27 protein-coding genes and 3 pseudogenes are annotated in these 24,505 nt (G+C 34.3%); 6 read left to right on the top strand and 24 right to left on the bottom strand.

Annotated features, from left to right (window positions below; genetic code table 11):
* Positions 1 to 4 precede the first annotated feature (4 nt).
* From N8L90_RS02575 to N8L90_RS02555, 5 genes are read left to right on the top strand one after another with little or no spacing between them, the layout of a single operon-like run.
* Positions 5 to 547, top strand: a complete 543-nt coding sequence (locus tag N8L90_RS02575; protein WP_261024004.1) for a DUF3278 domain-containing protein — start codon at positions 5 to 7, stop codon at positions 545 to 547.
* A 10-nt stretch (positions 548 to 557) separates the two neighbouring features.
* Positions 558 to 800: a hypothetical protein gene (locus N8L90_RS02570; RefSeq protein WP_050310731.1), complete on the top strand. Its 243-nt coding sequence runs from the start codon at positions 558 to 560 to the stop codon at positions 798 to 800.
* 10 nt (positions 801 to 810) lie between these two features.
* Positions 811 to 1,134 (top strand): hypothetical protein, encoded by a 324-nt coding sequence (locus N8L90_RS02565; protein WP_050310729.1) that lies wholly within the window; start codon positions 811 to 813, stop codon positions 1,132 to 1,134.
* A gap of 26 nt (positions 1,135 to 1,160) precedes the next feature.
* Positions 1,161 to 1,739: a DUF3278 domain-containing protein gene (locus N8L90_RS02560; protein WP_000711241.1), complete on the top strand. Its 579-nt coding sequence runs from the start codon at positions 1,161 to 1,163 to the stop codon at positions 1,737 to 1,739.
* Complete coding sequence (locus N8L90_RS02555) at positions 1,736 to 2,212, top strand: glutathione peroxidase (RefSeq protein ID WP_261024003.1); 477 nt, start codon at positions 1,736 to 1,738, stop codon at positions 2,210 to 2,212. The genes N8L90_RS02560 and N8L90_RS02555 overlap by 4 nt, the downstream gene beginning before the upstream one ends.
* 135 nt (positions 2,213 to 2,347) lie before the next feature.
* On the opposite strand, the gene N8L90_RS02550 is transcribed toward N8L90_RS02555, so the two are convergent.
* Genes N8L90_RS02550 through N8L90_RS02535 form a run of 4 tightly spaced genes read right to left on the bottom strand, consistent with a single transcriptional unit; the run spans position 2,348 to position 5,098 of the window.
* Positions 2,348 to 2,641, bottom strand: a complete 294-nt coding sequence (locus N8L90_RS02550; RefSeq protein ID WP_023945290.1) for a DUF5960 family protein — start codon at positions 2,639 to 2,641, stop codon at positions 2,348 to 2,350.
* Complete coding sequence (locus tag N8L90_RS02545) at positions 2,634 to 2,996, bottom strand: hypothetical protein (RefSeq protein WP_261024002.1); 363 nt, start codon at positions 2,994 to 2,996, stop codon at positions 2,634 to 2,636. Before N8L90_RS02545 ends, N8L90_RS02550 begins: the two co-directional genes overlap by 8 nt.
* Positions 2,993 to 4,408 (bottom strand): Y-family DNA polymerase, encoded by a 1,416-nt coding sequence (locus N8L90_RS02540; RefSeq protein WP_261024001.1) that lies wholly within the window; start codon positions 4,406 to 4,408, stop codon positions 2,993 to 2,995. Before N8L90_RS02540 ends, N8L90_RS02545 begins: the two co-directional genes overlap by 4 nt.
* 3 nt (positions 4,409 to 4,411) lie before the next feature.
* Positions 4,412 to 5,098 carry an XRE family transcriptional regulator gene (locus N8L90_RS02535; RefSeq protein WP_261024000.1) on the bottom strand — a complete coding sequence of 229 codons (687 nt, stop codon included), beginning with the start codon at positions 5,096 to 5,098 and terminating at the stop codon, positions 4,412 to 4,414.
* Between the two features lie 170 nt (positions 5,099 to 5,268).
* Between N8L90_RS02535 and N8L90_RS02530 the strand changes: the two genes are divergently transcribed.
* Entirely contained in the window at positions 5,269 to 5,394 is a 126-nt protein-coding gene (locus tag N8L90_RS02530; protein WP_261023999.1) for a hypothetical protein, read from the top strand.
* A gap of 123 nt (positions 5,395 to 5,517) precedes the next feature.
* Here the strand turns inward: N8L90_RS02530 and N8L90_RS02525 are convergent, their stop codons facing one another.
* The 20 genes and pseudogenes from N8L90_RS02525 to N8L90_RS02430 all read right to left on the bottom strand — a co-directional run bounded on the left by N8L90_RS02525 (position 5,518) and on the right by N8L90_RS02430 (position 24,485).
* The gene (locus tag N8L90_RS02525; RefSeq protein WP_261023998.1) at positions 5,518 to 6,990 is read right to left on the bottom strand and encodes a peptide MFS transporter; all 1,473 of its coding nucleotides are present in this window, start codon (positions 6,988 to 6,990) and stop codon (positions 5,518 to 5,520) included.
* 503 nt (positions 6,991 to 7,493) lie between these two features.
* Positions 7,494 to 9,707 (bottom strand): glycoside hydrolase family 31 protein, encoded by a 2,214-nt coding sequence (locus tag N8L90_RS02520; protein WP_261023997.1) that lies wholly within the window; start codon positions 9,705 to 9,707, stop codon positions 7,494 to 7,496.
* Between the two features lie 151 nt (positions 9,708 to 9,858).
* Positions 9,859 to 10,074, bottom strand: a complete 216-nt coding sequence (locus N8L90_RS02515) for a hypothetical protein (RefSeq protein WP_261023996.1) — start codon at positions 10,072 to 10,074, stop codon at positions 9,859 to 9,861.
* Positions 10,074 to 10,223, bottom strand: a complete 150-nt coding sequence (locus tag N8L90_RS02510) for a hypothetical protein (protein ID WP_261023995.1) — start codon at positions 10,221 to 10,223, stop codon at positions 10,074 to 10,076. The genes N8L90_RS02515 and N8L90_RS02510 overlap by 1 nt, the downstream gene beginning before the upstream one ends.
* 757 nt (positions 10,224 to 10,980) lie before the next feature.
* Positions 10,981 to 11,120 (bottom strand): annotated as a pseudogene (locus N8L90_RS02505) (AAA family ATPase); the annotation flags it as partial.
* A gap of 81 nt (positions 11,121 to 11,201) precedes the next feature.
* Positions 11,202 to 11,963 (bottom strand): type II toxin-antitoxin system toxin PezT, encoded by a 762-nt coding sequence (gene pezT / locus N8L90_RS02500; RefSeq protein ID WP_261023994.1) that lies wholly within the window; start codon positions 11,961 to 11,963, stop codon positions 11,202 to 11,204.
* Complete coding sequence (gene pezA, locus N8L90_RS02495) at positions 11,963 to 12,439, bottom strand: type II toxin-antitoxin system antitoxin PezA (RefSeq protein ID WP_261023993.1); 477 nt, start codon at positions 12,437 to 12,439, stop codon at positions 11,963 to 11,965. The genes pezT and pezA overlap by 1 nt, the downstream gene beginning before the upstream one ends.
* Positions 12,440 to 12,832: 393 nt before the next feature.
* The gene (locus N8L90_RS02490) at positions 12,833 to 13,279 is read right to left on the bottom strand and encodes a transposase (protein ID WP_261023992.1); all 447 of its coding nucleotides are present in this window, start codon (positions 13,277 to 13,279) and stop codon (positions 12,833 to 12,835) included.
* A complete protein-coding gene (locus N8L90_RS02485) occupies positions 13,242 to 14,003 on the bottom strand; it encodes an IS110 family RNA-guided transposase (protein WP_164227069.1) in 762 nt (253 codons plus the stop codon). Before N8L90_RS02485 ends, N8L90_RS02490 begins: the two co-directional genes overlap by 38 nt.
* 507 nt (positions 14,004 to 14,510) lie before the next feature.
* A complete protein-coding gene (locus N8L90_RS02480) occupies positions 14,511 to 15,596 on the bottom strand; it encodes a DGQHR domain-containing protein (protein WP_261023991.1) in 1,086 nt (361 codons plus the stop codon).
* Positions 15,597 to 15,608: 12 nt separating this feature from the next.
* Complete coding sequence (locus N8L90_RS02475) at positions 15,609 to 16,544, bottom strand: hypothetical protein (RefSeq protein ID WP_261023990.1); 936 nt, start codon at positions 16,542 to 16,544, stop codon at positions 15,609 to 15,611.
* A gap of 91 nt (positions 16,545 to 16,635) precedes the next feature.
* Positions 16,636 to 17,427, bottom strand: a complete 792-nt coding sequence (locus N8L90_RS02470; RefSeq protein ID WP_261023989.1) for a hypothetical protein — start codon at positions 17,425 to 17,427, stop codon at positions 16,636 to 16,638.
* 29 nt (positions 17,428 to 17,456) lie between these two features.
* Positions 17,457 to 17,975: a DUF7226 domain-containing protein gene (locus tag N8L90_RS02465; RefSeq protein ID WP_261023988.1), complete on the bottom strand. Its 519-nt coding sequence runs from the start codon at positions 17,973 to 17,975 to the stop codon at positions 17,457 to 17,459.
* A gap of 17 nt (positions 17,976 to 17,992) precedes the next feature.
* Complete coding sequence (locus N8L90_RS02460) at positions 17,993 to 18,778, bottom strand: type II restriction enzyme (RefSeq protein ID WP_261023987.1); 786 nt, start codon at positions 18,776 to 18,778, stop codon at positions 17,993 to 17,995.
* 819 nt (positions 18,779 to 19,597) lie between these two features.
* Positions 19,598 to 19,885, bottom strand: a pseudogene (locus tag N8L90_RS02455) (DUF5960 family protein).
* On the bottom strand, positions 19,878 to 20,183 hold the full coding sequence (locus N8L90_RS02450; protein ID WP_261024032.1) for a hypothetical protein: 306 nt from the start codon (positions 20,181 to 20,183) through the stop codon (positions 19,878 to 19,880). Before N8L90_RS02450 ends, N8L90_RS02455 begins: the two are co-directional and overlap by 8 nt.
* An 18-nt stretch (positions 20,184 to 20,201) precedes the next feature.
* Positions 20,202 to 21,595: pseudogene (locus N8L90_RS02445) on the bottom strand (Y-family DNA polymerase); the annotation flags it as partial.
* A gap of 3 nt (positions 21,596 to 21,598) precedes the next feature.
* A complete protein-coding gene (locus N8L90_RS02440) occupies positions 21,599 to 22,285 on the bottom strand; it encodes an XRE family transcriptional regulator (protein WP_261023986.1) in 687 nt (228 codons plus the stop codon).
* Between the two features lie 10 nt (positions 22,286 to 22,295).
* Positions 22,296 to 23,156: an ImmA/IrrE family metallo-endopeptidase gene (locus tag N8L90_RS02435; protein ID WP_261023985.1), complete on the bottom strand. Its 861-nt coding sequence runs from the start codon at positions 23,154 to 23,156 to the stop codon at positions 22,296 to 22,298.
* 90 nt (positions 23,157 to 23,246) lie between these two features.
* Positions 23,247 to 24,485 carry a hypothetical protein gene (locus N8L90_RS02430; RefSeq protein ID WP_261023984.1) on the bottom strand — a complete coding sequence of 413 codons (1,239 nt, stop codon included), beginning with the start codon at positions 24,483 to 24,485 and terminating at the stop codon, positions 23,247 to 23,249.
* Positions 24,486 to 24,505 lie beyond the last annotated feature (20 nt).

Here is a 24,505-nt window from a genome sequence, read left to right as displayed (position 1 = left end):
ACTCATGAAAAAAGAAACCTTCACTGAAAAACTGATCAAACGCACATACGGTATTTCTGGTCCCCTTGACGAATACAAACGGCGTGAGGCCGATCGTATCGGTAACCAAGTCTTTATCGTCCTCTTTTATCTGATGATTTTCGGAAATCTTATTCCACTCCTTCTGGCCTATAAATACCCTCAAGAAGTGGCTCTAATCTATCCTCCTCTGATTTTAGTGATTGCCCTCATTGCTGCTGGCTATGTTACCTACCAAATGAAAAAAACAGGGATTACAACTATTGAACCAGATATGCTGAGTGAGAAAGAAAGTAAGCAACTACATTACCCAGGTCTGAAAGCAGGTTCGTTCTTTGGTCTATGGATGTTTTTTATAACTCCTCTTCTCAGTATACTCGTAGGTGAAAGTCCGGACTATTTTCGTTCTCTTCTCACTATAAGAAATGGTGTATCAAGCATTCTCGGTTCTATCTTCTTCGGAGCAAGCATACAGTTCCTCATTTCCCGTCGCATTGCAAAAACTAAGAAAGAGCAAGATGAGGATTAGGAGCAAACATATGAAAAAAGAAAAGAAACAGTTACGTTATCCTGGTCTGAAAGCAGGTTCTATTTATGGAACAATAATATTTTTTATAATTCCACCCATTGATACCCTAACAAGTGAAAATCCAAATTTTATCACTTCTCTTCTAAATACAAAACATATTTTCAAAACTATACTGGGAGCTTTCTTTTTCGGAGTGATGATACATATTGTCGACTCACTTCGTATTGCAAGAGCTAAAAAAGACCAGGATTAGGAGGTGCCCTATGAAATCACTAGTAACTTTACTTACCTATCATCTTTTGTTCAGTTCTCTTCTCATCTTCATCATCGTTTCAGGGAACTTAATCAGAGAGATATTCCTCGTGCTAGTCTTTGTTCCAGCCCTTAACAAAGGACTGACTTATCTAAAGATTGACTCCCAAAAAACACGCATACTCAACTTAGCACTATGCTTTATGATTCTATCTTTACCACAACTGATGCTCATCTCAAGCGATTGGAAATATTATTTACTGCTGACTATCGCTAGCCTTTCTTCTATCACTTATCTTTATTATCTCTATCAATTCGTAAAAGAAAGTCAGTAAAACCACTCATTTAGGAGGTTACTAGTATGAAAAAAGAAGACTTAACCACTCGCCTACTCCGAAATCTCTTTCACATCCAAGGCCCTTTTGATGAATGCCGGCAAGAAATTATCTACAAGGCTTGTGCCCGTTCTATGGTTCAAATCGTTTATTCTTCCTTCTTCCTCTTCTTGTTTTATCTGTTATTTGGACGCTTCATAGAAGCCGTTCGCTATGCTATGCCCTACGTTTACTCTGGACTCATTTTTTTCATTACTTTAAAAACTCAAAGAGCCGTCAAAGAACTCCATCTGGAAAAAGATGACAAGTCAGAAATCATCCTCAAAACCTACAGCAAAGCCCAAATCAAATTTCGAAGCTGGGTTGTGTTTATCGGTCTTCAGATTGGCCTCTTTACCCTACTCATCTTTCATAAAGTCTTCGTTCAGCAGATGTCCTTTTCAGATTTTGGGAAGTTGCTCATGCAATTCGATAAAAGTGTTCCTTTCCTGATGTATGGCCTGATTATCGGTAGTATTTTTGGAACTCTGACCTACGGATTTCTATCACTTCAGGAGGAGAAAACTCCTAAAAATACCAAACAGAAGGAGAAAAGCAAGCAATGACTTCACTATACGATTTTTCAGTCTTGAACCAAGACAATCAAGAAACCTCACTAAATGCCTATCGTGGTAAGATTCTCTTGGTTGTCAACACTGCTACCGGATGTGGTTTAACACCCCAGTATCAAGCTCTCCAAGAACTCTATGACCGTTATCAAGAACAAGGTTTTGAGATTTTAGACTTCCCTTGCAATCAGTTTATGGGACAAGCACCAGGTAGCGCAGAAGAAATCAACGCCTTCTGTAGCCTACACTATCAAACCACCTTCCCACGTTTTGCCAAGATCAAGGTCAACGGTAAGGAGGCAGATCCTCTCTATGTTTGGTTGAAAGACCAGAAATCTGGACCACTGGGAAAACGAGTCGAATGGAATTTCGCTAAGTTTCTCATTGGTCGTGATGGGCAGGTCTTTGAACGCTTCTCTTCAAAAACAGACCCAAAACAAATTGAAGAGGCCATACGAACCCTACTATAATTCACAATCTCACTATGATTAGGTTTCCTTTAGCCTAATGAATAGTGAGATTTTTAATTAACTTTGACTTAAAAACACCCCACGATATGAACCATGAAGTGTTGTAAAAATGATACATTCATAGCAGACAAGGCACTACTGACTGCTATTCTTGACTCCTGAGTATGTATAGGTCCGATTTCTAGGACACGCTTTTTCAGTTACCACCCTAAAATAAAAGCTATGCTCCCGCCCATCCTTGGCATTTTCCTTGTTTAAGACAAAGTAGTTTTTCTGATTCATCGCCATGGTTCGTAGGATGTCATCAATCAAGAAAGTCAAGGGTACGTTCATGGCAGAGTATTTTTGAAAATCCTCTTCAAAACGAATATAGTCATCTGAAAAATAATCCATCTGCAGTTTGTTTTCATACAGCTCTTTTCTAGTCATAAACTCCCTCCTCCCACAGCCGAATTTCTAGGATATCTGCAACCTCTATCAACCTACATCCCTCGTTTGTCCTAATAGATAGAGTTTGATGTGATAACTCTCTTACCTCACCGATGATAGTGGTTTTCTGCTTCTTTTCCTTGACCACAAAACTTCCCTTAAGTTGGCCAACATAAAGTTGAGAAAGCAAATGTAGTTTCTCAACTGGGTCCAAATCTATCGAAAAATCAACACGTTTTTTTTCTTCACTGAGCGAACTGGTGTGTTCTGAGAGGTAAAACCCCATCCACTTCTGCATACCTGGATCTTGATAATCTCGCGCAGATTGAAAAGGTAAATAAGAACGATCAATCATTTTAATCCATCTAATCCTCCAGCAGAATGTCCTCCAATCAGCTTGCTTCTGGCAAGACTCCTAGAGGCTTCTTCCAGTGCATTGGCTCTTAAAAGGGAAGTAAAACCAAATTGTTCCCGAATGGAGTCAATGGCCGTCTGGAGCCTTTCTTCTTTTTCTAACTTATCAACATCATCAAAGAGGGAAATCAATCCAAAGGACTCGTCTACAAAGTCTGAATAGTTAACTCCGACACTTCTAACCGCTCCAGAAGTGTATTTGTTATGAAATAGCTTCAAAACATAATCCGTTAAGACAGCTGTTTTATTGGTCGGTTCGACCTTCATTTGTGTGTGAATAGACGACCTGACCTCCTGTTTAGAGAAACCGACATAGATAGAGACAAGGGTTGTTTTCTTGCCAGACCTTCTCAGTCTAATAGCTACCTGCTCCGCCATTTCTCGGAGAATAATTTCAATATCCCGTAGCTTCACGTAGTCTCTCGGCAAGATTTGAGAATTCCCCAGGCCCTTGGATTTGGCTTTATAGGGCTTATGAACATTGCTCTCATCAATCCCGTTGGCATGAAACCACAAACGCAGACCAGCCTGACCCAGAATTTTCTTTAGCTGGTCGGGATTGCTGGTTGCCAATTCCTTGATGGAAAAAATCCCCAGAGCATGCAAGCGTTTCTCCATCCGCCTGCCAATTCCCCAAAAGTCGGTCATCTTGAGAATGGACCAGACCTTCTCTTCCACATCCTGGTAAGACCAGTTGGCCCTCATGGTCGGAGTGTGCTTAGCCTCATTATCCAGAGCCAACTTGGCCAGTAAGGGATTGGCATTGGACATACCTACTGTAGAGTAGATTCCTGTCTGCCTCCAAATATCCCTCTGAATACGAGCAGAAAGCATATCCAGCTTGTCTTTGCGAGAGAGACTCTTGTCTGAAATGAAATAATTAAGTGAACTAGTCAGGTCAATAAAGCCCTCATCGATAGAGTAAGGATAAATATCATCTGGACTGCCATAATTCTGAAAGATTCGCTGGATTTCCATATTGACTGCAATGTACTCGTCCATTCGAGGAGGGACAATCAAGGTCACTTGAGCCCAATCTTCGATGTAGCGAACATAGTCCGAGTCAGTCGGTAGCCCTTGCTTTCGAGCATTGTAATAGGAAAATTTTCGCGTTTTGATATCAAAAGGCAAATCATAGGCCCGACCAACATTTGACTTGCCAAAAATCTTCTTAAACAGGGGAGAGGAGGCTAGGATAAGACCAGTTGAGTTATCCGCGCGACTCATGACACAAAGCGAGGTTTTCAGCGGATGTAAGCCCCTTTTCACGCACTCAACACTGGCATAAAAGGATTTCATATCGACAAAAGCAATGTCACTTTTGGGCTCTCTGGAATAATCAAAGTAGCCCATTGACTAGCCCTCCATTGGTACAAAGTTCCCAACGATAATGCCAACAATCCGAGGATCTTCCTCATAGGAGATGAAAATATCCTTGTATTTAGGATTGATAGAGACCAGACGCAATCCATTCTCCTCTCGATAGACCCGTTTGATATAGGTCTGGTTGTTGCAAACCACTGCATAAACCGCCCCGTCATAGTCAAATCCTGTCTCTCGAATCAGTGCCACTGAACCATTTTGGTATTTAGGTTCCATGGAGTCCCCAGACACCCAGGACGCAAAATCATGAGCCAACTCCTCATTAAAGTAAACCGTATCAAAATTCTGATCATCGTAGACCGAAGCCCCAATTCCTGCTGACATGCGTTCATAAACACGGTACTCGTAGAGGCGCTCTGGCATAGCTGTCACTTTCTGGGCTTGCTCCTCTTGAGCCAGGTTGCGAGCATAGAGAACAACCTTCTCCCGCCCTTGCTTGGAGAGGCTATGGTAGAGACGGACAATCTCGATCTGAGTAAAATATCCTTTTGGCACTTTTAAAATATTCTCTAGCTGGAATACCTTCTCCTTGGACGGTTCCTTGACTCCACGTTCCCAAGCTGAGTAAGCCTGAAAGCTAATCCCAAGTTGCTCTGCAATTTCCCTCTGTGTCAGTTTTAACTCTTTCCTCCGAGCCTTTAATTTTTCTGGCTGATACATACTTCACCTCCTATTATGATGCTTTAATGGATATTATCTCCCTTAGAAAGACTAATCGATGCTTGAATCCATATTTTTAGAAATCAACCAATATGGTTTAGTTTTATTATATAAAAAAAGTAGACAAATGTCCACTAGGAAAAGCAGAAACAGCGTGAGTTTTATACTCAATGAAAATCAAAGAGCAAACTAGGAAACTAGCCGCAGGTTGCTCAAAACACCGTTTTGAGGTTGTAGATGGAACTGACGTAGTCAGTATCCTACACATACGGCAAGGCGACGTTGACGCGGTTTGAATTTGATTTTCGAAGAGTTTTAATCAAACTAAAAGGACTTAGCCCTGTACCATACAGAACTAAATCCTTTGAATAAATAATTAATCTAACTTTTAAAATCCCTACAGAAATTCCAGTTTTTCTCTATTTGATACCAGACATTAGTTTTTCAATACGTGGAACGTAGAAGAGTAAGATAATACCGAATACAATCGTAATTCCTCCAACAATTCCATAGTAAGTTACTTCAGTTTCGCTTGTATAAAATTTTACAATTTGAGCATTGATAGCTTGGGCAGCAGCGTTACTCAAGAACCAGATAGACATCATTTGTGCTTGGAAGGATTTTGGTGCTAGCTTAGTAGTGACTGATAAACCAATAGGCGAAATCAACATCTCCCCCACAATCACAATAGCCCAACTCATAATCAACCAGAAAGGACTGACCTTAACATCTGTCCCAAAGATCATCCCTGGTAACATCATCCACAAGAAGGATAAACCTGCAGCTAATAAACCGTAAGCAAATTTCTTAGAAGAGGACGGTTGCTTTTTACCCATTTTCCCCCACAACCATGCAAAAATCGGCACATAAATCATAATGAAAAGTGGATTGATACTTTGGAAAAAGCTAGATGGGAAATGAATCTGATTCCCAAATACAGTAAAGTAAAGTCGAGTTTGATCATCCGCAAATAGAGCAAGAACAACAGAACCCTGCTCCTCAATAGACCAGAAGAGCACCCCAGCGATAAATAGAGGAATGTAAGCAAATACTCGAGATCTCTCAGTGGCAGTTATTTTCTGACTAGATAAAATTTTGAAGAAATAATAGATTGGAATGATTACCGCAATCACTGTAAAGATATTAACAATCATATCTACGTTAAACTGATGAGTAAAGACTAAACCTATAAGCACGAGAATAACCACGACAAGTGTAAGCAGTAAGCGTTTAATCAAGGTCTGCTGGTCCTTCTGTGAAAGTGGATCAGTGGGGTAAAGACTTGATTCAGGCAGATATTTCTTCCCATCTAAAACATACTTCACCAGACCAAAGAACATCCCAATGGCAGCTAATGAGAAACCTAGATGGAAATTGACTTCCTGACCTAGATAACCTACTAAATAAGGGGCAACGAAGGCACCTAAGTTAATACCAAAGACAAAGATACTAAAACCTGCATCCCGTCTATCATCCTCTTTCTCATAAATTCCCCCCACCATATCTGAGATATTGGGTTTTAAAAATCCAGTACCAAAGATAATCAAGGCAATAGAAAGATAGAGAGCCACTTGTCCAAAAGGTGTTGCCAAAGCAATATGCCCTAGCATAATCAGAATTCCACCGTAAAAGACAGTCTTACGGCTTCCTAAAATACGGTCACTGACAAAACCACCGATAACCGAGGACAAAAATACCAGTGAGCCATAAATCGCCATAACCGATGCAGCTGTGGTCTTATCCATCCCCAACCCACCATCTTGCACACTATAGTACATATAGTAAAGTAGGATAGCTCGCATCCCATAGTAAGAAAAGCGTTCCCACATCTCTGTAAAGAAGAGGGTGGACAAGCCCATAGGATGTCCAAAAAATGTTTTCTGTTTTTCCATATATATTCTCCTTGAACGATATAATAATTCATTTTACAGAATTTTCAAACAAATGTCAAACAAATCCTGTTTATTTTAGAAAATTTTCTGAAAAAATCACACGTCTCATACTTAATTCCACCATAAAAATCCATTTCAGACTAACTTCCACTTCGGTCAGGCAAGTGGAAGTTACTTTGAGAAATCACCTTTAAAAATTTCTCTTGTTTAGTTTATACTCAATGAAAATCAAAGAGCAAACTAGGAAACTAGCCGCAGGCTGTACTTGAGTACGGCAAGGCGACGTTGACGTGGTTTGAATTTGATTTTCGAAGAGTATTAAAAAATGTTTCAAACCTTGAAACATACTTATCCTTTACTCTTCAGTAAACAAAAAACATCCCTATGCCAAACTTGTAATTACTAAAATACAAGTCAATAAGCATAGAGATGTAAAACTATTACACATTAAAAAATAAATAATTAGTAATTAAATAATAGAAATTGTGTACGAAATGTCTCAATTAGTTTTGGCTAGTAAATATCATTTCCAATAAACGCCCTCTCAATTCCTTATCCTGATGATGCAAGATATTCATTAAGTCATGAGAATTTTTGGCATTGATGAATTGATTTAACAATCTATCTTTTAATTCATATGGAAGAGAAGCAGTCTTTAGTAGTCTAAAAACTTCATCATTTAAAGATAATGTTTTATTATCTTTACATTCAAATCTAGCTGTATCATTCTTATTTGGCAATTCAATTATAGACACATTCGTTCCTTTAAAATGAATTCTATGTTTTCTATTGCTTGGAACGATACTAGAATCTCCTTGTAATGTTAACTCTACCATCCCCATTTCCCAGTCGATTGATAATCTTGTTTTATATCTTTGACCATTTTGATCTTCAATCATTTCAAAAGAATGTTGTTTGCCTGGGAATACATACCAATCTACAACTTCAGGTAAATCAACACCCATATCTATCTCAGAACCAACCAAGGGAATGATGGCACCACTTTTTGCAAACACAGGTATAGTCGAGATGTCTCTATAAACACTTAACTTCACACCACCTGTATATTTTTTCTCTGAAAAGAAGTCATACCATTCACCTTCAGGGAACCATACATCTACTTTTGCAGATTGGAATGCCAAATCCATCTTTTCTACAATGGGAGCCACCATCAGTTCTGTTCCAAAAAAGTATTGGTTTGGAACATTATAGCTCTCATCATTCTCTGGGTAGAAATAATACATTGGGCTGATTAAAGGGGCACCTTCCTCGTGTGTCTTTACATTCATAGTGTATAGATAGGGAATCATCTGATGTCTCAAACGAAGGTATTTCTTCATAATCTTAGATGTTGTTTCTGAAAAAAACCAAGGTTCTTTACTATTAAAGGGACTTCTAGAACTATGTAATCGAGTTATCGGACTAAAAACGCCAAACTGTAGCCATCTAGTTTGTAGCTCTTCGTCATAATCTCCCAGCATGTGCCCACCGATATCATGGCTCCACCAACTATAACCGATATTAGATGCTGTCGCTGTAAAATAAGGTTGAAATCTTAAGGAATTCCAACTAATAATAGTGTCCCCTGAAAAACCAACAGGGTAGCGGTGACTACCAGGACCTGCATACCTTGATAAAATTAAGCCACCTTCTGCATTTTTACAACTATCCTGATAGTGATAATGGTTTAAAAGCCACAGTGGATCCAACATACCTTGAGTCCCTTGTTGCCAGTCAATCCACCAAAAATCTACTCCTTGCTTTTCTAGCTCATAATGAACATCTTTAAAGTAGGCTTCCCTAAAAGAGGGATTAAAAAAATCAAAAATAGCAGGTTCTTCTAGTTCTACATTTAACCCCAATCGTTTGGCAACTCGAGGATAAGCTTCTTCATAAGCCCGTATACCATCAGCAGGATGGACATTTAAGGAGAGTTTTAACTTTCTATCATGAAGTTGTTGCAATAACTGTTCTGGATTAGGTATTAAGTTTTTATTCCAACTATATCCTGTCCAGCCACTTCCAAAACGGGCTGGAATTTCAGTTATATGCCAATCCATATCTAAAACACCGATAGATAATGGAATTTTCTCTGTTTCAAATCTGTCTATTAAATCCAAGTATTCATCCGACGTATAAGGCCAATATCTACTCCACCAATTACCTAAAGCATATCTTGGCAACAAGGGTGTTGAGCCAGTCAAATGGTAAAAGTCTCTGATTGCTCCTCTATAATCATGTCCATAGGCAAAGAAATAGAGGTCAATTTGATTTTCTCTCTCAATATAACCAGACTGTTCATCCCAAATAAATCCTTGAGAATCATCCAATAAGGCTATACCATTTCGGCTAATAATTCCATCTTCTAACGAGATGGCTCCATCTGCCTTATCCAGAGTCCGAGCTGTTCCTTTTAACGTTTCAATAGATTCACCAAAATACCAGCGACTACCATATACGGCAAAATTTCCTTTTAATTCTATAAATAAATTTTCGGCATTAAATTCTCCTTTATTAAAGTGCAGATGAAAATAGTCCGTCATAATATCTAGTACGTTTGATGTCTCGATATAATCTAACGAAACTTGACCAAAATCTCTATTATAGATAAGTTGTGTCGTTCTATCCTCAAAACTTCCAGTTTGAGAGTATTCTAACCTTACTAGCTTGTCTGTCAATACAGAGATTCGATAAAACTCTCCCTTAAAAATTTTCAATTTGTTGTCCTCCTTTTATGGTAGCATAAAAACAGAACGCACCATTTTTGATGCGTTTTTCGTTATTCTGAATGCAATGTTCTATCTGTTATATCTATGACAAATAATAGTCAATTGAAAAAATGTAGTGGACAAAATATCTTTTAACAAATCAAGATGTTATTAAAGAGTTATCCCTTTTCAACCTTTCTAAGATAGGATTGATAAATAATTTCAAACTCTTACTAGCAACCATTCGATATTCCAGCTCGCGTGCTTTTTTCTCATCTCGTTCTTCCTGCTTATTTCTTAGAACTGAAGAACCCGGATAGGTATATAAATTATCTGGATCAATATAGTCATAAGAATCATAACATTTACGCTTCATTAAGCCATCCCCAGAGCAAGAGCTTCATCTCGTAATTTTTCAACATCACTAACCGTAGGTCGCCATCCTTCAATCATATTTGTACTTAAAGCATACCAAACACTCTTAAAAACGGATCGGTTTTCAAAAGCTACTCCCATGATTGTCATATTTTCTTTATCTATATCTAAGGATATATGCTACCTCCTTTAATTACATTATACCATGTTTCTCTGTAGCTTTTAAAAATTTTATTTTGTCTGTAATATCTAAATTTCAGCACTTTTATCCTATTTTATAAACTTCAAACTCAAAGATGAAAACGCGTTCTTTTTCCTTTTTAACTAATGATTCTGAGTAAAAACTTAACTTCAGGGGAAAATGAAGTAAGACTAGACAAAATTCAAAGAGCAAATTCGAAAACTGATCTCGTACAACTCAAAATACTGATTTTAGACTGAAGATAATGCTAGAATTCTAATTAATGTTTTTGTAATAAAGAGCTGACAACTTATATTGCTTTTGATTTCTTAAGAGTATAAAAAGAAACAATAAGACAAACTTTCGAGTGCTTTGAAACGTTGATAGTATCGTATTGATTAACGTTTTGAGGCAACTGACTTTGTCAGATTGCAGCCACATTTGTAAGCGACTAAAGTCGCAACAACTGTGTCAATTGCGCCAATTTAGTAAGAAAGTACAAAAAGAACACCCCGAAAGGTGCTCTTTGTAAGTATAGTAATTCTTTCGAATTAACGTTTACTAAATTGTGATGCTTTACGAGCTTTCTTAAGACCTGGTTTGAACATCTCGTATTTGAATGAATTTCAATATATGCTTAATATCAATGTTTCCCCACGTTTTCAGAAAGAAATATTTCATCTAATTTGAGTAACTTTCAATTGAGTGGTGTGAATTTTACCCTATGGAAACATCTACCAAGTAATTTATATCTTCCAACTCTCCCTCATCAAACATTTGATAATAACATTGTATAAAGCAGTATTTACTTTATCAAAGTCATCAATTAATACAATATTTGTTCCCCTGGACAATAAATCCTTAGCTTCTATAAAAAACTATTACTGTCGATTTATGGAAATAGAATACTTTTTTAGTGTACTCATAAATTACCCCTGCGTCACTTATCAATTATCACCTAACTCCCTCAACCTTTCCTGTCCTATCTTCAACATCTCTTTTTCCACCGTATTCCATTTTCCAAATAGGCATTCGTGCAGAACTTCTGCTGCTGAGATTTCGTCTACTTGCGAATCATAAACACACGATTGATCTCTTTGATAAATTTGAATTTGTCTAAAAAGTTTATCCTTTTCTAACTCCCGTAAGTTATTAACCAAATGTTCTACAATTCCATCATGGTGTGCTTTAGGAGTCGCTCTAGCTTGACTAGGATCTATGGCGTAGAGCTCCTCATAACGTATCAAAGTACTGAGATAGGATAATTCTGGCTTAGTCGCTATCAGTGCAAGTGAGACTTGATATCCTCTAGTTGTCAATAATTGTGCTGTTTTCCAAGGAACTTCGGTCGTTCTCAAGGTACCCTCGATTAATAAATGATAACCTTGTTTACTCAACTCATCTACAAGATATTCAACCATTTGGCCTGCAAATACTTTGGTATAATCCACACTATCTTTACCATACTTTTCCTGTAGAGCAAGGTAGTTCGGGTGAAAAGAGCGATAACTATCTCCATCAATTATAATGATATTTCCTTGAAATTCCCTTTGTTTAATACGATGAATCGTTGTCTTACCAGCACCACTCTGTCCACCGAGCAAAATAGCCTTAGGATGAGATGAAGTTGTTTTTCCACGAGTTAAAGAACGAACGAGTCGATTAGAGACTTTAATAAAGTCATCCTGGCTAAATTTATCTAATTTCATTAAGCCACCACTAGATGACTAGCTTGTTCTAGCACACGTTCAATGCCATCCAAATAGCCATTATATCGCTCTACTTCCTCAAAAGTAGCAACGAGATAAATCTTCGTGTTAATCAAATCAGAAAGATCATCGCTCATTAGGACCCAAGGATTAGAACTATCATCAAATTCAATTCCTTGTTCATCTTGAAAACGATAAAGTTGCGCTAAAATATTCGCTCCTCGTTCCTTTATCAATTCTATTTTCAATGTTAACTGATAATCTTCTACTGGTGTGAGCATTTTTTCCTCCCCTACGATATCGAGATAGGAAACATTAAATTTTTTGCAGATACGATCTACTAATTCTGTCGAAACTGAACTTGTTCCATTCTCATAACGGCTCAGGCTATTTCGAGAGATGCCAATAATCTTTGCGAATTCAGGTTGGGTTAGATTATGTGTTTTACGTAATGTTTTTATATTTTCTCCAATCATAAGTGCCCTCCTTTTATTTCTATTATAGCACAAAAAGAGTAGTGCACCATTTTTGGTGCGCCCAAAACACAAACTTTCTTGAAAATATTAATATCTCAGATTTAGAGATTGAAGACTACATAATGAAAACTTTGAAAAGTACTTATATCATACTGCTTCCCATAGTTTTTAAATTTTTAAGCAAAATAAAAAAGACACCCAAGAGATGACTCTTGAGTGCTTTGAAACATTGATATTATCGTACTGATTAACGTTTTGAAAATTGGCTAGCTTTACGAGCTTTTTTCAAGGATGGTTTGTGAAAGATAGTTTTTATTTGAAAAAAGACAGTAAAAAAGCGCAAAAAATCACTTCCTGTGCTATACTGTAATTGAAATTTTTTTAGTTTTGGCGTTAGAACTGTTTCCTCAGTCCTAGCGCCTTTTCTTTTTGATAAGTCTGCTGCTTGGTGGAGAGTAGTTTGTAAATGATTCTGAGAATCTTATGAGCACAAGCAATAATCGCCTTCATCTTGCTTCCTCTTTGGGAAATTCGATTGTAAAAAGAAGAAAAAGCTGGATCCTTAGAATGTGCTACAATTAATCCCGACATGGTCAGAGCCTGTTTGATATATCGATTTCCTTGCGTAATGTGTGAGGATTTTTTAATGCCAGCACTCTCATAAGATCCTGGGCATAGTCCAGCCCAGGATGCTAAGTGTGCATCGGATGGAAAGGCTGTAACAGTTGGTCCAATCTCAGCTAGAATAGTGGCAGCACAGTTTTCATTCACACCAGGAATGGTTTGAAGTATCCTATTTTCCTCAGGGAAACTCCTTTTCGATGTAGTGTTGAATCTCATCGGTCAATTTTTCAATGAGTTCCTGATACATCTGATATTCCTCTAAGCTCTGGTCTAAGAGGAAGCGATCTTCTAGTGACAACTTTCCTTCCATCGCTTCAACAAGTTCTTCTGGACTTGCTTTCACTCGCTTTTGGATACAAGGGATAACAGATTCTACATTAATGCTTTCTCCGTTAATAAATAATTTTAAAAGTGATCGCCCTGTCTTAGAAAAAATATCAGAAAGATAACTTGTTAGCTTGATATTAGCCCGTTGTAAGAGATTGTGAATTTCATTTTTGACTTGAGTTTGACGCTGCTTGTAAGAACGCATGCGACGTGTCAGTAAACGAAGCTGTACTACTTCAGGAGCAGGGATATAGGAAGGTTCAATTAGTCCGCAACGGCCGAGTTGAGCAATCCATTCGGCATCTTTCATGTCTGTTTTTCGACCAGGCACATTCTTGATATGTTGAGGATTGGCAAGTACCAAGACGAGATTAGAATCTGAAAAGATATTAAAGAGAGGGAGCCAATATTGCCCAGTACTTTCAAAAAAGACATGTGTGACATGGTTTTCCACCAACCAATCTAAGGCATTGTGAAGAGCTACAGTAGTTGTCCCAAATTTCTTCTGAATTTTCTTTGGCTTATTAGTATCTAGTGGACCATCTAGAATACAACAAACAATGGATTTTTGGTGGACATCAATACCACAACACGTTTCAATCATGACTTCCATTATAAAAACCTCCTGTTAACTATTTGAACAATAGAACAAGAGGCTACTAGTAATTTTATTTTCATGCTCAAGGCATATTCGAGTTATCTCATGACTCTTGTTCATCCAGTTTTTTTTAACAGGCTAGGGAAAGCCCTATTAGACACCACGGATTTGTATTGTTCATCTTCATTATAAGCTAAACTTCTTTTTCTGTCATGAGTTAGCAGGCTCTGCCTGCTTAGAGTTTTTTTAATTATCAAATGGCTTTATAACAACATCTTTAGACATCTATACTTACTTGAAATATCAAAAATAAGTATTGAGGGAATTATATCAGGGAAATTCCAGTTTGATTATTAAACTCCTTCTAGTCATTACATGCATGCTTCTATTTTCTTGAAAATTCTTTTAATTGAACAAGATAAGTAACTAGCATCTCATAAAATTAATTGCTGTTATAATGGAAACCATGTAATATTTTTTCCAGCTTATTTAATGAATTTAATATCCTCACTTCGTTATAATTTAATTATCAGATACCCCTAAGTAGAGTTTTAAAAAGTCAATAGCTAATTGTTTTTGTCCTTTAACACCCGAAACGTAATAGTATGATGTTAACTTTTTGTTATCTTTCAATAGTCCGTTCTGAATTGTTTTAAATGCTTTCTCAAAAAAATCATACATAGGCAACCTACTTTTTTTACTAAATTCATATAGTTTTGGAAATAACATTATCAATCCTAAGTAACCAGTCGTCTTTGTCAAAATATAGTCATTAGAATTCCATTCTGTCTCAAATATGTAGCTAACAGCCCCAAAATAATCCTCTAATATATTATAAATTTCAGAATCATTTCCAGTAATAAAATATTCTCTCAATGGATATTTAGGGTCATCTTCTAATGGTTCTCCATTTTTTATATCTATCATGTCCTTTTGAGGATCTTTTGATATCAATTTTAACATTCCGTTAACAAATGTTCCTTGAGATAGAGTAGCCCCGTCAACTTGCTTCTTCCCTAACATCTTTAATCTATGATAAAAAGGTGAATTATATTCCTTATTCATCATCCTTGCTATATAGTGACTTGTCTTGAATGGACTTCTTTTCGTACTTAAGTCAAACAAATCATAAATTAGAGATTTGTTTACCTTAGCTTGATTACTATTTATCGTAGAGAAAACATAAGCTTTTTCTTCTTCTGTCAAGTCTAGCATAAATACTACAACCATATCACAAGAAAATTTAAAATCTTCCCACGCTTTTTCAATACCTTTAATTCTATGCTGACCATCTATTATCTCAAATACCCTTCCAAGTGAAGGTGAAACTTGCAGAGCAACACCAACTCCTTCAATTACTTGTATAGAATCGTCCTTAAAATCACTTGATTTAATCGAAATTATAATTGGTGTAGGAAATGTTGCATCCGGATCTTTACAATAATTGGAAATTTCATTTATTCGTTTATTTGAAGCCTCCCGTTGAACACCATCATCTAAGTATCTATTATGTACAACATAGTGTTCAATAATAGTTTCAGATTTCATTTTGCCTAAATAAAACGTCCCTATTGGTTGCTCAATTTCAATAAATTGTATCTCGTTCATTTCTCATTCTCCTCATTCTAAATCATTTGATTTTTCAACTAATGAAGACTGCTCAATTTTGTCAAGTGTAGCCATTACATCATCCCAATCATCTTCTGTTTTCGTTTGTACATTGCTCATTTCATCTTCATAATTAATATTTTCCTCGTTTGGTTTCATTTCTCTACTAATTGAAACATTAGTTTTTAGCCGATCTATGGAAGTGTTGTTTTGTTCAAATGTTTCACTAGAATATTTAGATTTTGCCTCTACTTTTATTTTCTCCATCTCTTTCTTCTCATCTTCAAGATAATCATTGTTTCCATAGTTATTCTTATATTGACTAACACGATTTAAACAATAATAATAAAAAGAAATATAAACGGACAAGATTGCTGATACTATTTGGGGAGTCTCTTGACTCTTATATTCCCCCAAATATAAAAACATAGATACAACTATAACCAATAGTGAAAGTGCTAATATTACTATTACATGTTTTGTAATAGTTTTTATATTTAATATCGGTACCATTTTTTCTTCAATTTCATCAGATTGATATTCACTTTGCTTGCTTTCCTTGTATTTTCTAGATTTTTCTTCCGCATTAAAAAATAACAAACAATCTGCAACTGTTGGTATTAGTAAAGTAATAGAAAAAATATAAATATTTCCTGTTTCAATTGTTTCTGATATAGCTGTTGATTTTCCTAATAAAAAATCTGCAAACAGTGTGAAGAGACCACCAAACAAAGTAGTTACTATCCATATAACTAGGAAGAATTCTTCATAAAGTGAGCTCAGTGGAAATAATAACGTTTGGACTAATTTAAAATTAAATAGCCACTTAAATAACGATAAAATTACCCATCTAAGTGGTTTTATTATCGATTTATTTATCTGTTCACTTGATTTAATTATCCATTTATCTACCCATTTATATATTCTAGTTTCTTTTATTTCGTCCACTTTTATACTCCTGTGTTACATTATTTCCAAAAACGTATATTTTTCAGAAAGATATCCTTCGTTTTATAATATTCACTCAACTCTTAACATACTATCCATTAAATAAATTATCACATTGGTTTTTTAGAACAATATATTCCTCTTCTGTCAATTCTCCCAAATGACATTCCTGATTGTTTAACCCCAATCTATCTAATTCATTCGAAATATATTGAGCTGATTTAGCTTTAGACCAATTTGAAGCTTCAAGCGGACTAAATATGTCTTCTATTACTTGATACAATCCAATAACTTTTACTCTATGCTGCCAAATAGACTTATTTCTTCTATTCGTCTCTCTTTTAATATTTGAAATATAATACCACTCACTTATCATTGCTAAAAAAATAATAACAAATGCTTCTTCTAATTTCGATTCCGAGTCCTCTATATTCCTATTCTCTAGCTCTTCTTTGAACCACTTTACAAAATTACGAACTGTTTTAGTCAAAAGAATTGTATTATATCCAACAGATGTTACTACATCTAGATTTTCACATTGTATTTCTAAATTTGTTTGTTCAAGTGAATTATATCGTTCATCAAATAGGATATCAACTTTTCTTGTTAATTTGTTAACAACATCCTTTAAAAATTCCTTAGTTGTCTCGTCAGTATATTCTTTGATTACTTCAAAATAATCTGAATCCTTCATTGCATATGCAAAATTATCTTCTATAATTCGTACTTGAAAATCATCCTTCTTCCCCTTATTGTATACAATTGGATGATTTGCTGATGAAACATATATATATCTTACACGCTCCATTTCCTCTTGCTTAATCTTCGGCGAACTCCCCCACATCTTATACTCCCTGTCTTCTGTTAAAAACAATAATAACATTATTGTTTTTTAATTTCATCCATAATAAATTAATTACCCACTAAATTAATTACCCAAGCAAACCAATATAAAACAGTAGAAGCACGTCTTGATACCACTTTATTGCTGAGTTTATTATTTTTACGTATTAATTTTTCAACTTTTTTCTTAGTTGGAAAATCTTTATTACGAATATATTCTTCAAATAATTCATTGAAAATCCTATGTGAGAAAATCTGTTCAACTAATTTTAGTTGTCTCTCTTTATAATTCATTTTATAAATTGATTTTCCTAACTTTGAAAGTCTATATTTAATAACACCTTCCTCAGTCTTATATTTTTCAAATAATTCTAAATACTTACCTGCATTATAGTAATAATCTTTTTGTCTATATGAAAATTTCATATAGTTCTCAATTTCTTCACCACTCATATCGCTCCTATACAATCTTTCCAACAAGTTAATAACCCGTTCAAATTTATCTGCTTGTGGAAACGGAGTTTTTCTTTCATCATCATCCGACTGAATATTAACAACCCTAGAGTGGACTTCCTTCAGTTCCTCCATCGTAATACTAGTGTCTTCTAAGGAATAATTTTTTTAGCAACGAGTTTTATTGATGAATAATTTCCCTTATCTTCAAACTTATATTCAAAAAGTCTAAATATTTTATTTGAATAAATTGAAAAAATTAGTCTAATTGGTTTTTTTACCTTATTAGACCAGAGACGGTATGGATAATATAGTTGTCTAATATTGAAATCAGAATTCAATGAATTTTTTGCTTCGAGAATTACAACATTATTTTCACTTTCAAAACCACCATCGATTTCAATTTGTGCATTCTTTACTTCAATCTTGATCGACTTATTTTTTATAGTATTTACTTTAAAATCAAACTCTCCAGAAGACATCCTTCCATTAAAAGTGTTATGGAATTTTTCTTTCTCTGGCAATTTTAAAAAATCTTCTAAAATTCCGGATAATTGTAAAATGTTAATCGCAGTAGCTTCACTGGAAATATTTTTTATATTGATCGTTTCAAAGTCATCTAAATGAATAGTGGTAATATCAGTTACCGTATCAATATCTTCTGGAAGTTTTTCATAAAGCAAGAACTGTCCTAATGAATACGAACTTCTACTAATTGGTAATATGTTTATTTTAGTTTCCTTAAAAATTTGAGGCAAGCTATCTGTGTAATCCCACTTGGCCATTAGCCTTGGTTCTCTATACTTTTTTATAACCTTTGAGTCAATTTCGTACTTCCCTTTTGTTTCAATTTCTTCGATAATATTAAAATCATTAAAGATATTTCTCCACTCTTGATCAGCAATACTTATTTTAGATTCATTTTTCTTCTTTGTCACAGTTTCCCCTTCTATATTGTTATATGACATAACATTTAAAGTTATTTGGTTAGATTTATATTCAGTATCTGGAAAAATTTCTAACTCAACTTGATATTCAAAACAAATTTGAATCTATACTTAATTAATACTTTAAGACAATTTGAACCATACTGCCTAAATAATCTACTCTATCAACTAACTCTTTACCTCTTCATTTAGTATTTGAGTCTACAAGATATACCGCCCCATATTGTTCTATCGAAACAAAAACTTCTACTAGATAAATCTGTTGTTTTTTACCAAATTTGAACTTTCTACAATATAAAGATGTTCCCTCAAAAAAGAGACTCCCATTTGGGTTTCTTGGAATTTCATTTATTAACCCCATTTTTTCGATTCATTTTAAACATAAGTTTGATCTATTATAGATCACTTTTTGCTTTTTTTCTATTCTTTTCTCATTAGATTATTTTTTTGTTATAATATATGTTACGCATTCCAAAATTTATTGTATAAGGAGTATACACTATGCAACCTTTTATAAAATGGGCTGGCGGTAAACGCCAACTCTTATCAAAAATAAAAAACAGAGTCCTGTACTGCACCCCAAAAGTTAGACAGAAAAATCTAACTTTTGGAGTGCAGTACAATATCAGGTGTTGAAAAACTTTGATACTATGCGTTTTATTATGGGCCAATTTACATACTTTTCTACTAAAATTGAATTATCCCCCATCATCTTTTTATTATAATTTTAAATGCTCGGAACAGAAGGAAATCGCAACCACTGTATTTTATAATTGAGAAAGTTCAAACTATATTATCTTCATAAAATTGCTAGTTATGTCCGATACGATTACTAAGAGTCGACTTTAGATAACTAAAACTTCTTGTTGAATGATTGTTCAAAGTTTCTATTTCAAATCAAAATAATGATCTCTGCCATCTTTTGTATTCTCTTTATTCAGTTTGAAATAGTTTTTCTGATTCAAGGCCATTGTCCGTAAAATATCGTCAATCAAAAACGTCAAAGGTACATCTCTGAAAGTCTTCTTCAAACCGTATATAATCTTCTGAAAAATAATCCATCTGTAATTTATTCTCATAGAGGTCTTTTCTACTCATATATTACATCCTCCACAGGCTGAATTTGTAAAATATCTTCAATCTGCACTCGTCTATATCCATCACTTGTTTTGACAGATATTTCTTTGTTTGACAGTTCCCTAATCATTCCATCTATAGTAAGTTTTTGAACTCTGTATTTCACAGTAAAACGTCCTTTTAATTGTCCAATATAGAGCTGAGAAAGGAATAATAGTTTTTTATCTATACTTAATCCAGGTGATAAGTCTACTCTATTTCGATCCTCGTCAAGAGAACTCGTATGTTCTGAAAGGAAAAAGCCCATCCACTTCTGCATACCTGGATCTTGATACTCTCCTGCTGAGTGTCCTCCTATCAGTTTACTTCTTGCTATAATTCTAGATGCACTATCAAGCGCACTAGTCTTAAGTAACGAAGTAAATTCAAACTTATCTCTAATAGAATCGATTGCTAGCTAGAGCCTTTCTTCTTTTTCAATTTTGTCAACATCATCAAAAAGTGAAATCAAACTAAAAGATTCATCCACTAATCCTGAATAGTTGACTCCTACACTTCGGATTGCTCTCGAATTATATTTGTTACGGAATAGCTTTAAAACATAGTTTATAAGTGTATCTGTATGATTTGTTGGTTCAACTTTTAATTGAGTGTTAATAGAACGCTTATTTTCATATTTTGAGTACCCGAGATGTATTGAAACAACTGTGGTTTTTTACCTGCTCGTCTTAAGCGAATAGCTACTTGTTCTGCCATCTCTCTAAGAATGATTTCAATATCTCTTTTCTCGTCATAGCCTCGTGGTAATACTTGAGAATTACCTAATCCTTTAGATTTAGGCTTATAAGGATTATGAACATTACTTTCATCTATTCCATTTGCATGAAACCATAAACGAAGACCAGGCATCCCAAGACTTTTCTTTAACATATCAGGATTTGTATTGGCTAACTCCTTAATCGAATAAATCCCTAAGTTATTTAAGCGCTTTTCCATACGATGTCCTATTCCCCAAAAATCAGTCATATTAGGAATAGACCATACTTTATTTTCGATATCTTCATAAGACCAATTAGCTCTCATAGTGGAAGTTTTCTTAGCTTCATTATCAAGTGCTAGTTTAGCAAGTAAAGAGTTCGCATTAGATATCCCTACTGTAGAATAAATCCCAGTACGCCTCCAAATATCTTTTTGAATTCTAGCTGAAATCATATCTAGTTTATCTTTACGTGAAATTTTCTGATCTGAAACAAAGTAATTAAGTGAACTTGTCAGTTCTATAAAGCCTTCATCGATAGAATAAGGATAAATATCATCTGAACTACCATAATTCTGAAATATTCGTTGGATTTCCATATGCAATGCAATGTACTCATCCATTCTTGGTTGGACAATAAACGTCACTTTAGCCCACTCTTCAATATATCTTACATATTAAGAGTCTGTGGGTAATACCTGTTTCTTAGCATTATAATACGAGAACCTTCTTGTTTTGATATCAAATGGCAAATCATAGGAACGCCCTACATTTGATTTCCCAAATATTTTCTTAAACATGGGAGAAGATGCTAAAATAAGACCTGCCGAATTATCGGCTCGACTCATAACACATAAAGAAGTCTTCAAAGGATGCAAACCTCTCTCTACACATTCAACACTGCCATAAAAAGATTTCATATCAACAAAGGCAATATCACTTCTAGGTTCTTTTGAATAATCAAAATATCCCACAACCTAACCCTCCATAGGTACAAAATTCCCAACAATGATTCCTACAACCCGTGGATCCTCATCATAGGAGAGGTAAATATCTTTGTATTTAGGATTAATCGAAACTAAGCGTAACCCTTCTTCTTCGCGATAGACTCTTTTAATATAGGTTTGATTGTTGCATACAACTGCGTACACAGCTCCATCATAATCAAAACCAGTCTCTCGAATCAGTGCTACAGATCCATTATAGTATTTTGGTTCCATTGAATCACCTGATACCCAAGAAGCAAAATCATGAGCTAACTCCTCATTAAAATAGACTGTATCAAAATTACGATCACCATAAACAGAAGCACCAATACCTGCAGACATTCTTTCATAAACATGGTATTCAAAAAGTTTTTCTGAAATATATATTACTTTTTTACTTTTCTCATCTTCCACTAAATCTTGAGCATAGGCTACTACTTTTTCTTTTCCTTTATCGGAAAGATTATTATATAGTCGAACAATTTCAATCTCGGTAAAATATCCAACTGATACGTTAAGAATCTTTTCTAATTGAGAGACTTTTTCTTTTGAGGGCTCTTTTATCCCACGTTCCCAAGCAGAGTAAGCTTGAAACGTTATACCTAATTGGTCTGCAATTTCTTTTTGAGTCATACCAAGATCTTTTCTACGAGCTTTAAGTTTTTCTGGTTGATACATTAAATTCACCTCACATTAATAATAATTGTAATTCCGCTTTTTTTCTTGCTTGTTCATCTGATAACTTCAAACTATCCCAAGCATATGATATTTGTTTGCCCTTATTATACACTAACCAAATTTTCAAATGTTTAATATTTTCTTTTAAATTAGCCCAATTTTCTTGATGAAGTAACTCTGGTAACTCTTGACTAGAAACAAATCCCTTTTCATCAATTCGATTCCGAATCTGATTCATCAACGAATGTCTATATTGATTAAATTCTTCAATTATTTTTTCTTTAATATTATGAAAAAAATTATGAATTGAAGTATTGTTTCTCTGGATATAGTCTTCAATAGCTGATTTAATTTGACCTTCTTTATTAGGAAAATACTCACGCAAGAGATCCAATAAACGAAAATACAAGGCTTGCTTTGAAACTTCTAGGCTATTTTGTACATTTTGAAAACTTTCACAACTGTAATAAATTTTAGACCACAACACAATATCTGGCATCAATACCACAGCTGAAAAGATATTCGCCCCTCTTTCTAATACATTTTCCTGATTATCTACAGATTCAGTAAAGCACGTACCACTATGGTTAAGAATGAAGTGCCCCAGTTCATGACACAGAGTAAAATTCTGCTTAACTTTTGGATTGTCTCTTTCATAGGAAAAACTTATCCCATCTTGGTCAATTATTGTCAAACCTTCAATCTTATGATTCGTAAAATGGTGACTCATAACTTGAATTTTATTTTTCTTAATACAATGCTGAAAAAAATCTCTAAAGTTATAGTCTAACAGTGTAGTATTATTATCCTTTATATACTGATACAGTCTCTGTTTTGTAACATTGCTCACTCTAGTATAAAATTCATCCAACGAATCATACCTCCTTTGGTACAGCGTAACAGCTAAACCCAATTGGTTGAGTTTATTATACAAAAAAAGTGGACGATTGTCCACTTTATGCTATTCAACTATCCCTATCACCTCATTTAATATATCTAGTTGCTTAGAAATTTTACTTTTTTTTGTTAATTGATACTTTCGCCTATAATTATCTGTAAGAGATTTATAAGATGCTACTGAAATATAGTGGTCAAAAAGTCCATTATCATCAAAACAAATATATATTTTGGATTTTTTTTTGCTATTTAAATAATCATTAACTTTATTCAAATAATACTTTTTAATTTTAATTTGAATAGGAGAATAGCTACTAATAATATTTTTAAATTTTTGCTCAATCTCATACTCATACATGTTTAAAATTTTACTAATCACAGGAAGACCATAGGATATTCGAGTTCTTATTAAATAATTAATTATTAGATTCATAGATAAAAAGAAAATAAATATAATGACTACTGTAACTATAAGATTTACAAACAATTCTTGAGCATAGCTAGCATCACTTCCCACCAATCCAATAGATATAGGAAGATTTATTAGAAAATCTTTAATATACTTAACCTTTAGAAGGTTATCAGTAATTAATCTTGCAAAACTAAGTGATATTGAAAAGAATAGGGCGCCAGACTTTATTCTAGCCAATCTTCTTTTAGATTGTATATTGAAACTGATTTTCAAATTAGAATCAATATTTAATTGCTCTTGAGAATAGATGAAAGCATCAGAACTTACCAACCAATTTATAACGCCGATAAATAAAGTAGAGATAAAAAAAGTATTTAGAAGACTATTACTAAATATAGCAAAAATCATATAGAAGACAATAATAATTGGTAGCGGAACATATGCATCTACATCTTCCATTATTGCTACTCTCGAAATCTCCATAAAAAAATGTAAAATTAGTAACAGCATTACTATTACTTCAAATTCTTTTAATAACTCAAAATCTAGAAGTATAGTATGTAATAAAGTCTCAAAAATAGAAAAAAGTAACAAATACATAAGAACTATTAGACAAATCTTTTTAAAAAATAACCATTTTACATTATTATACAGTGAAATTTTTATTCTCCCAAATTTATCAATAATCTTCTTACGTTGAAAAAATTTCCAAAAAACAATAACTAGTATTAATTCATTTAAAACAGCTAAACCCAAATAAATATTTTTTACAAAACTATAACTTGATCCAAGTTTATTTAATGCTATATACAGCAATATAAAGAAAAGTTGCAATAAGAAAAACTTTTCTTTTTTTAATAAATCATTAATTTTTTCTTTAATCTTAATCATCAACAATAAAAACTTATGAA

The sequence above is a fragment of the Streptococcus mitis genome (genome assembly GCF_946190115.1).
Classification (GTDB): domain Bacteria; phylum Bacillota; class Bacilli; order Lactobacillales; family Streptococcaceae; genus Streptococcus; species Streptococcus mitis_CO.
Note: the sequence above shows the minus strand (reverse complement) of the source record. Positions and strands in the feature narration are given on the sequence as shown.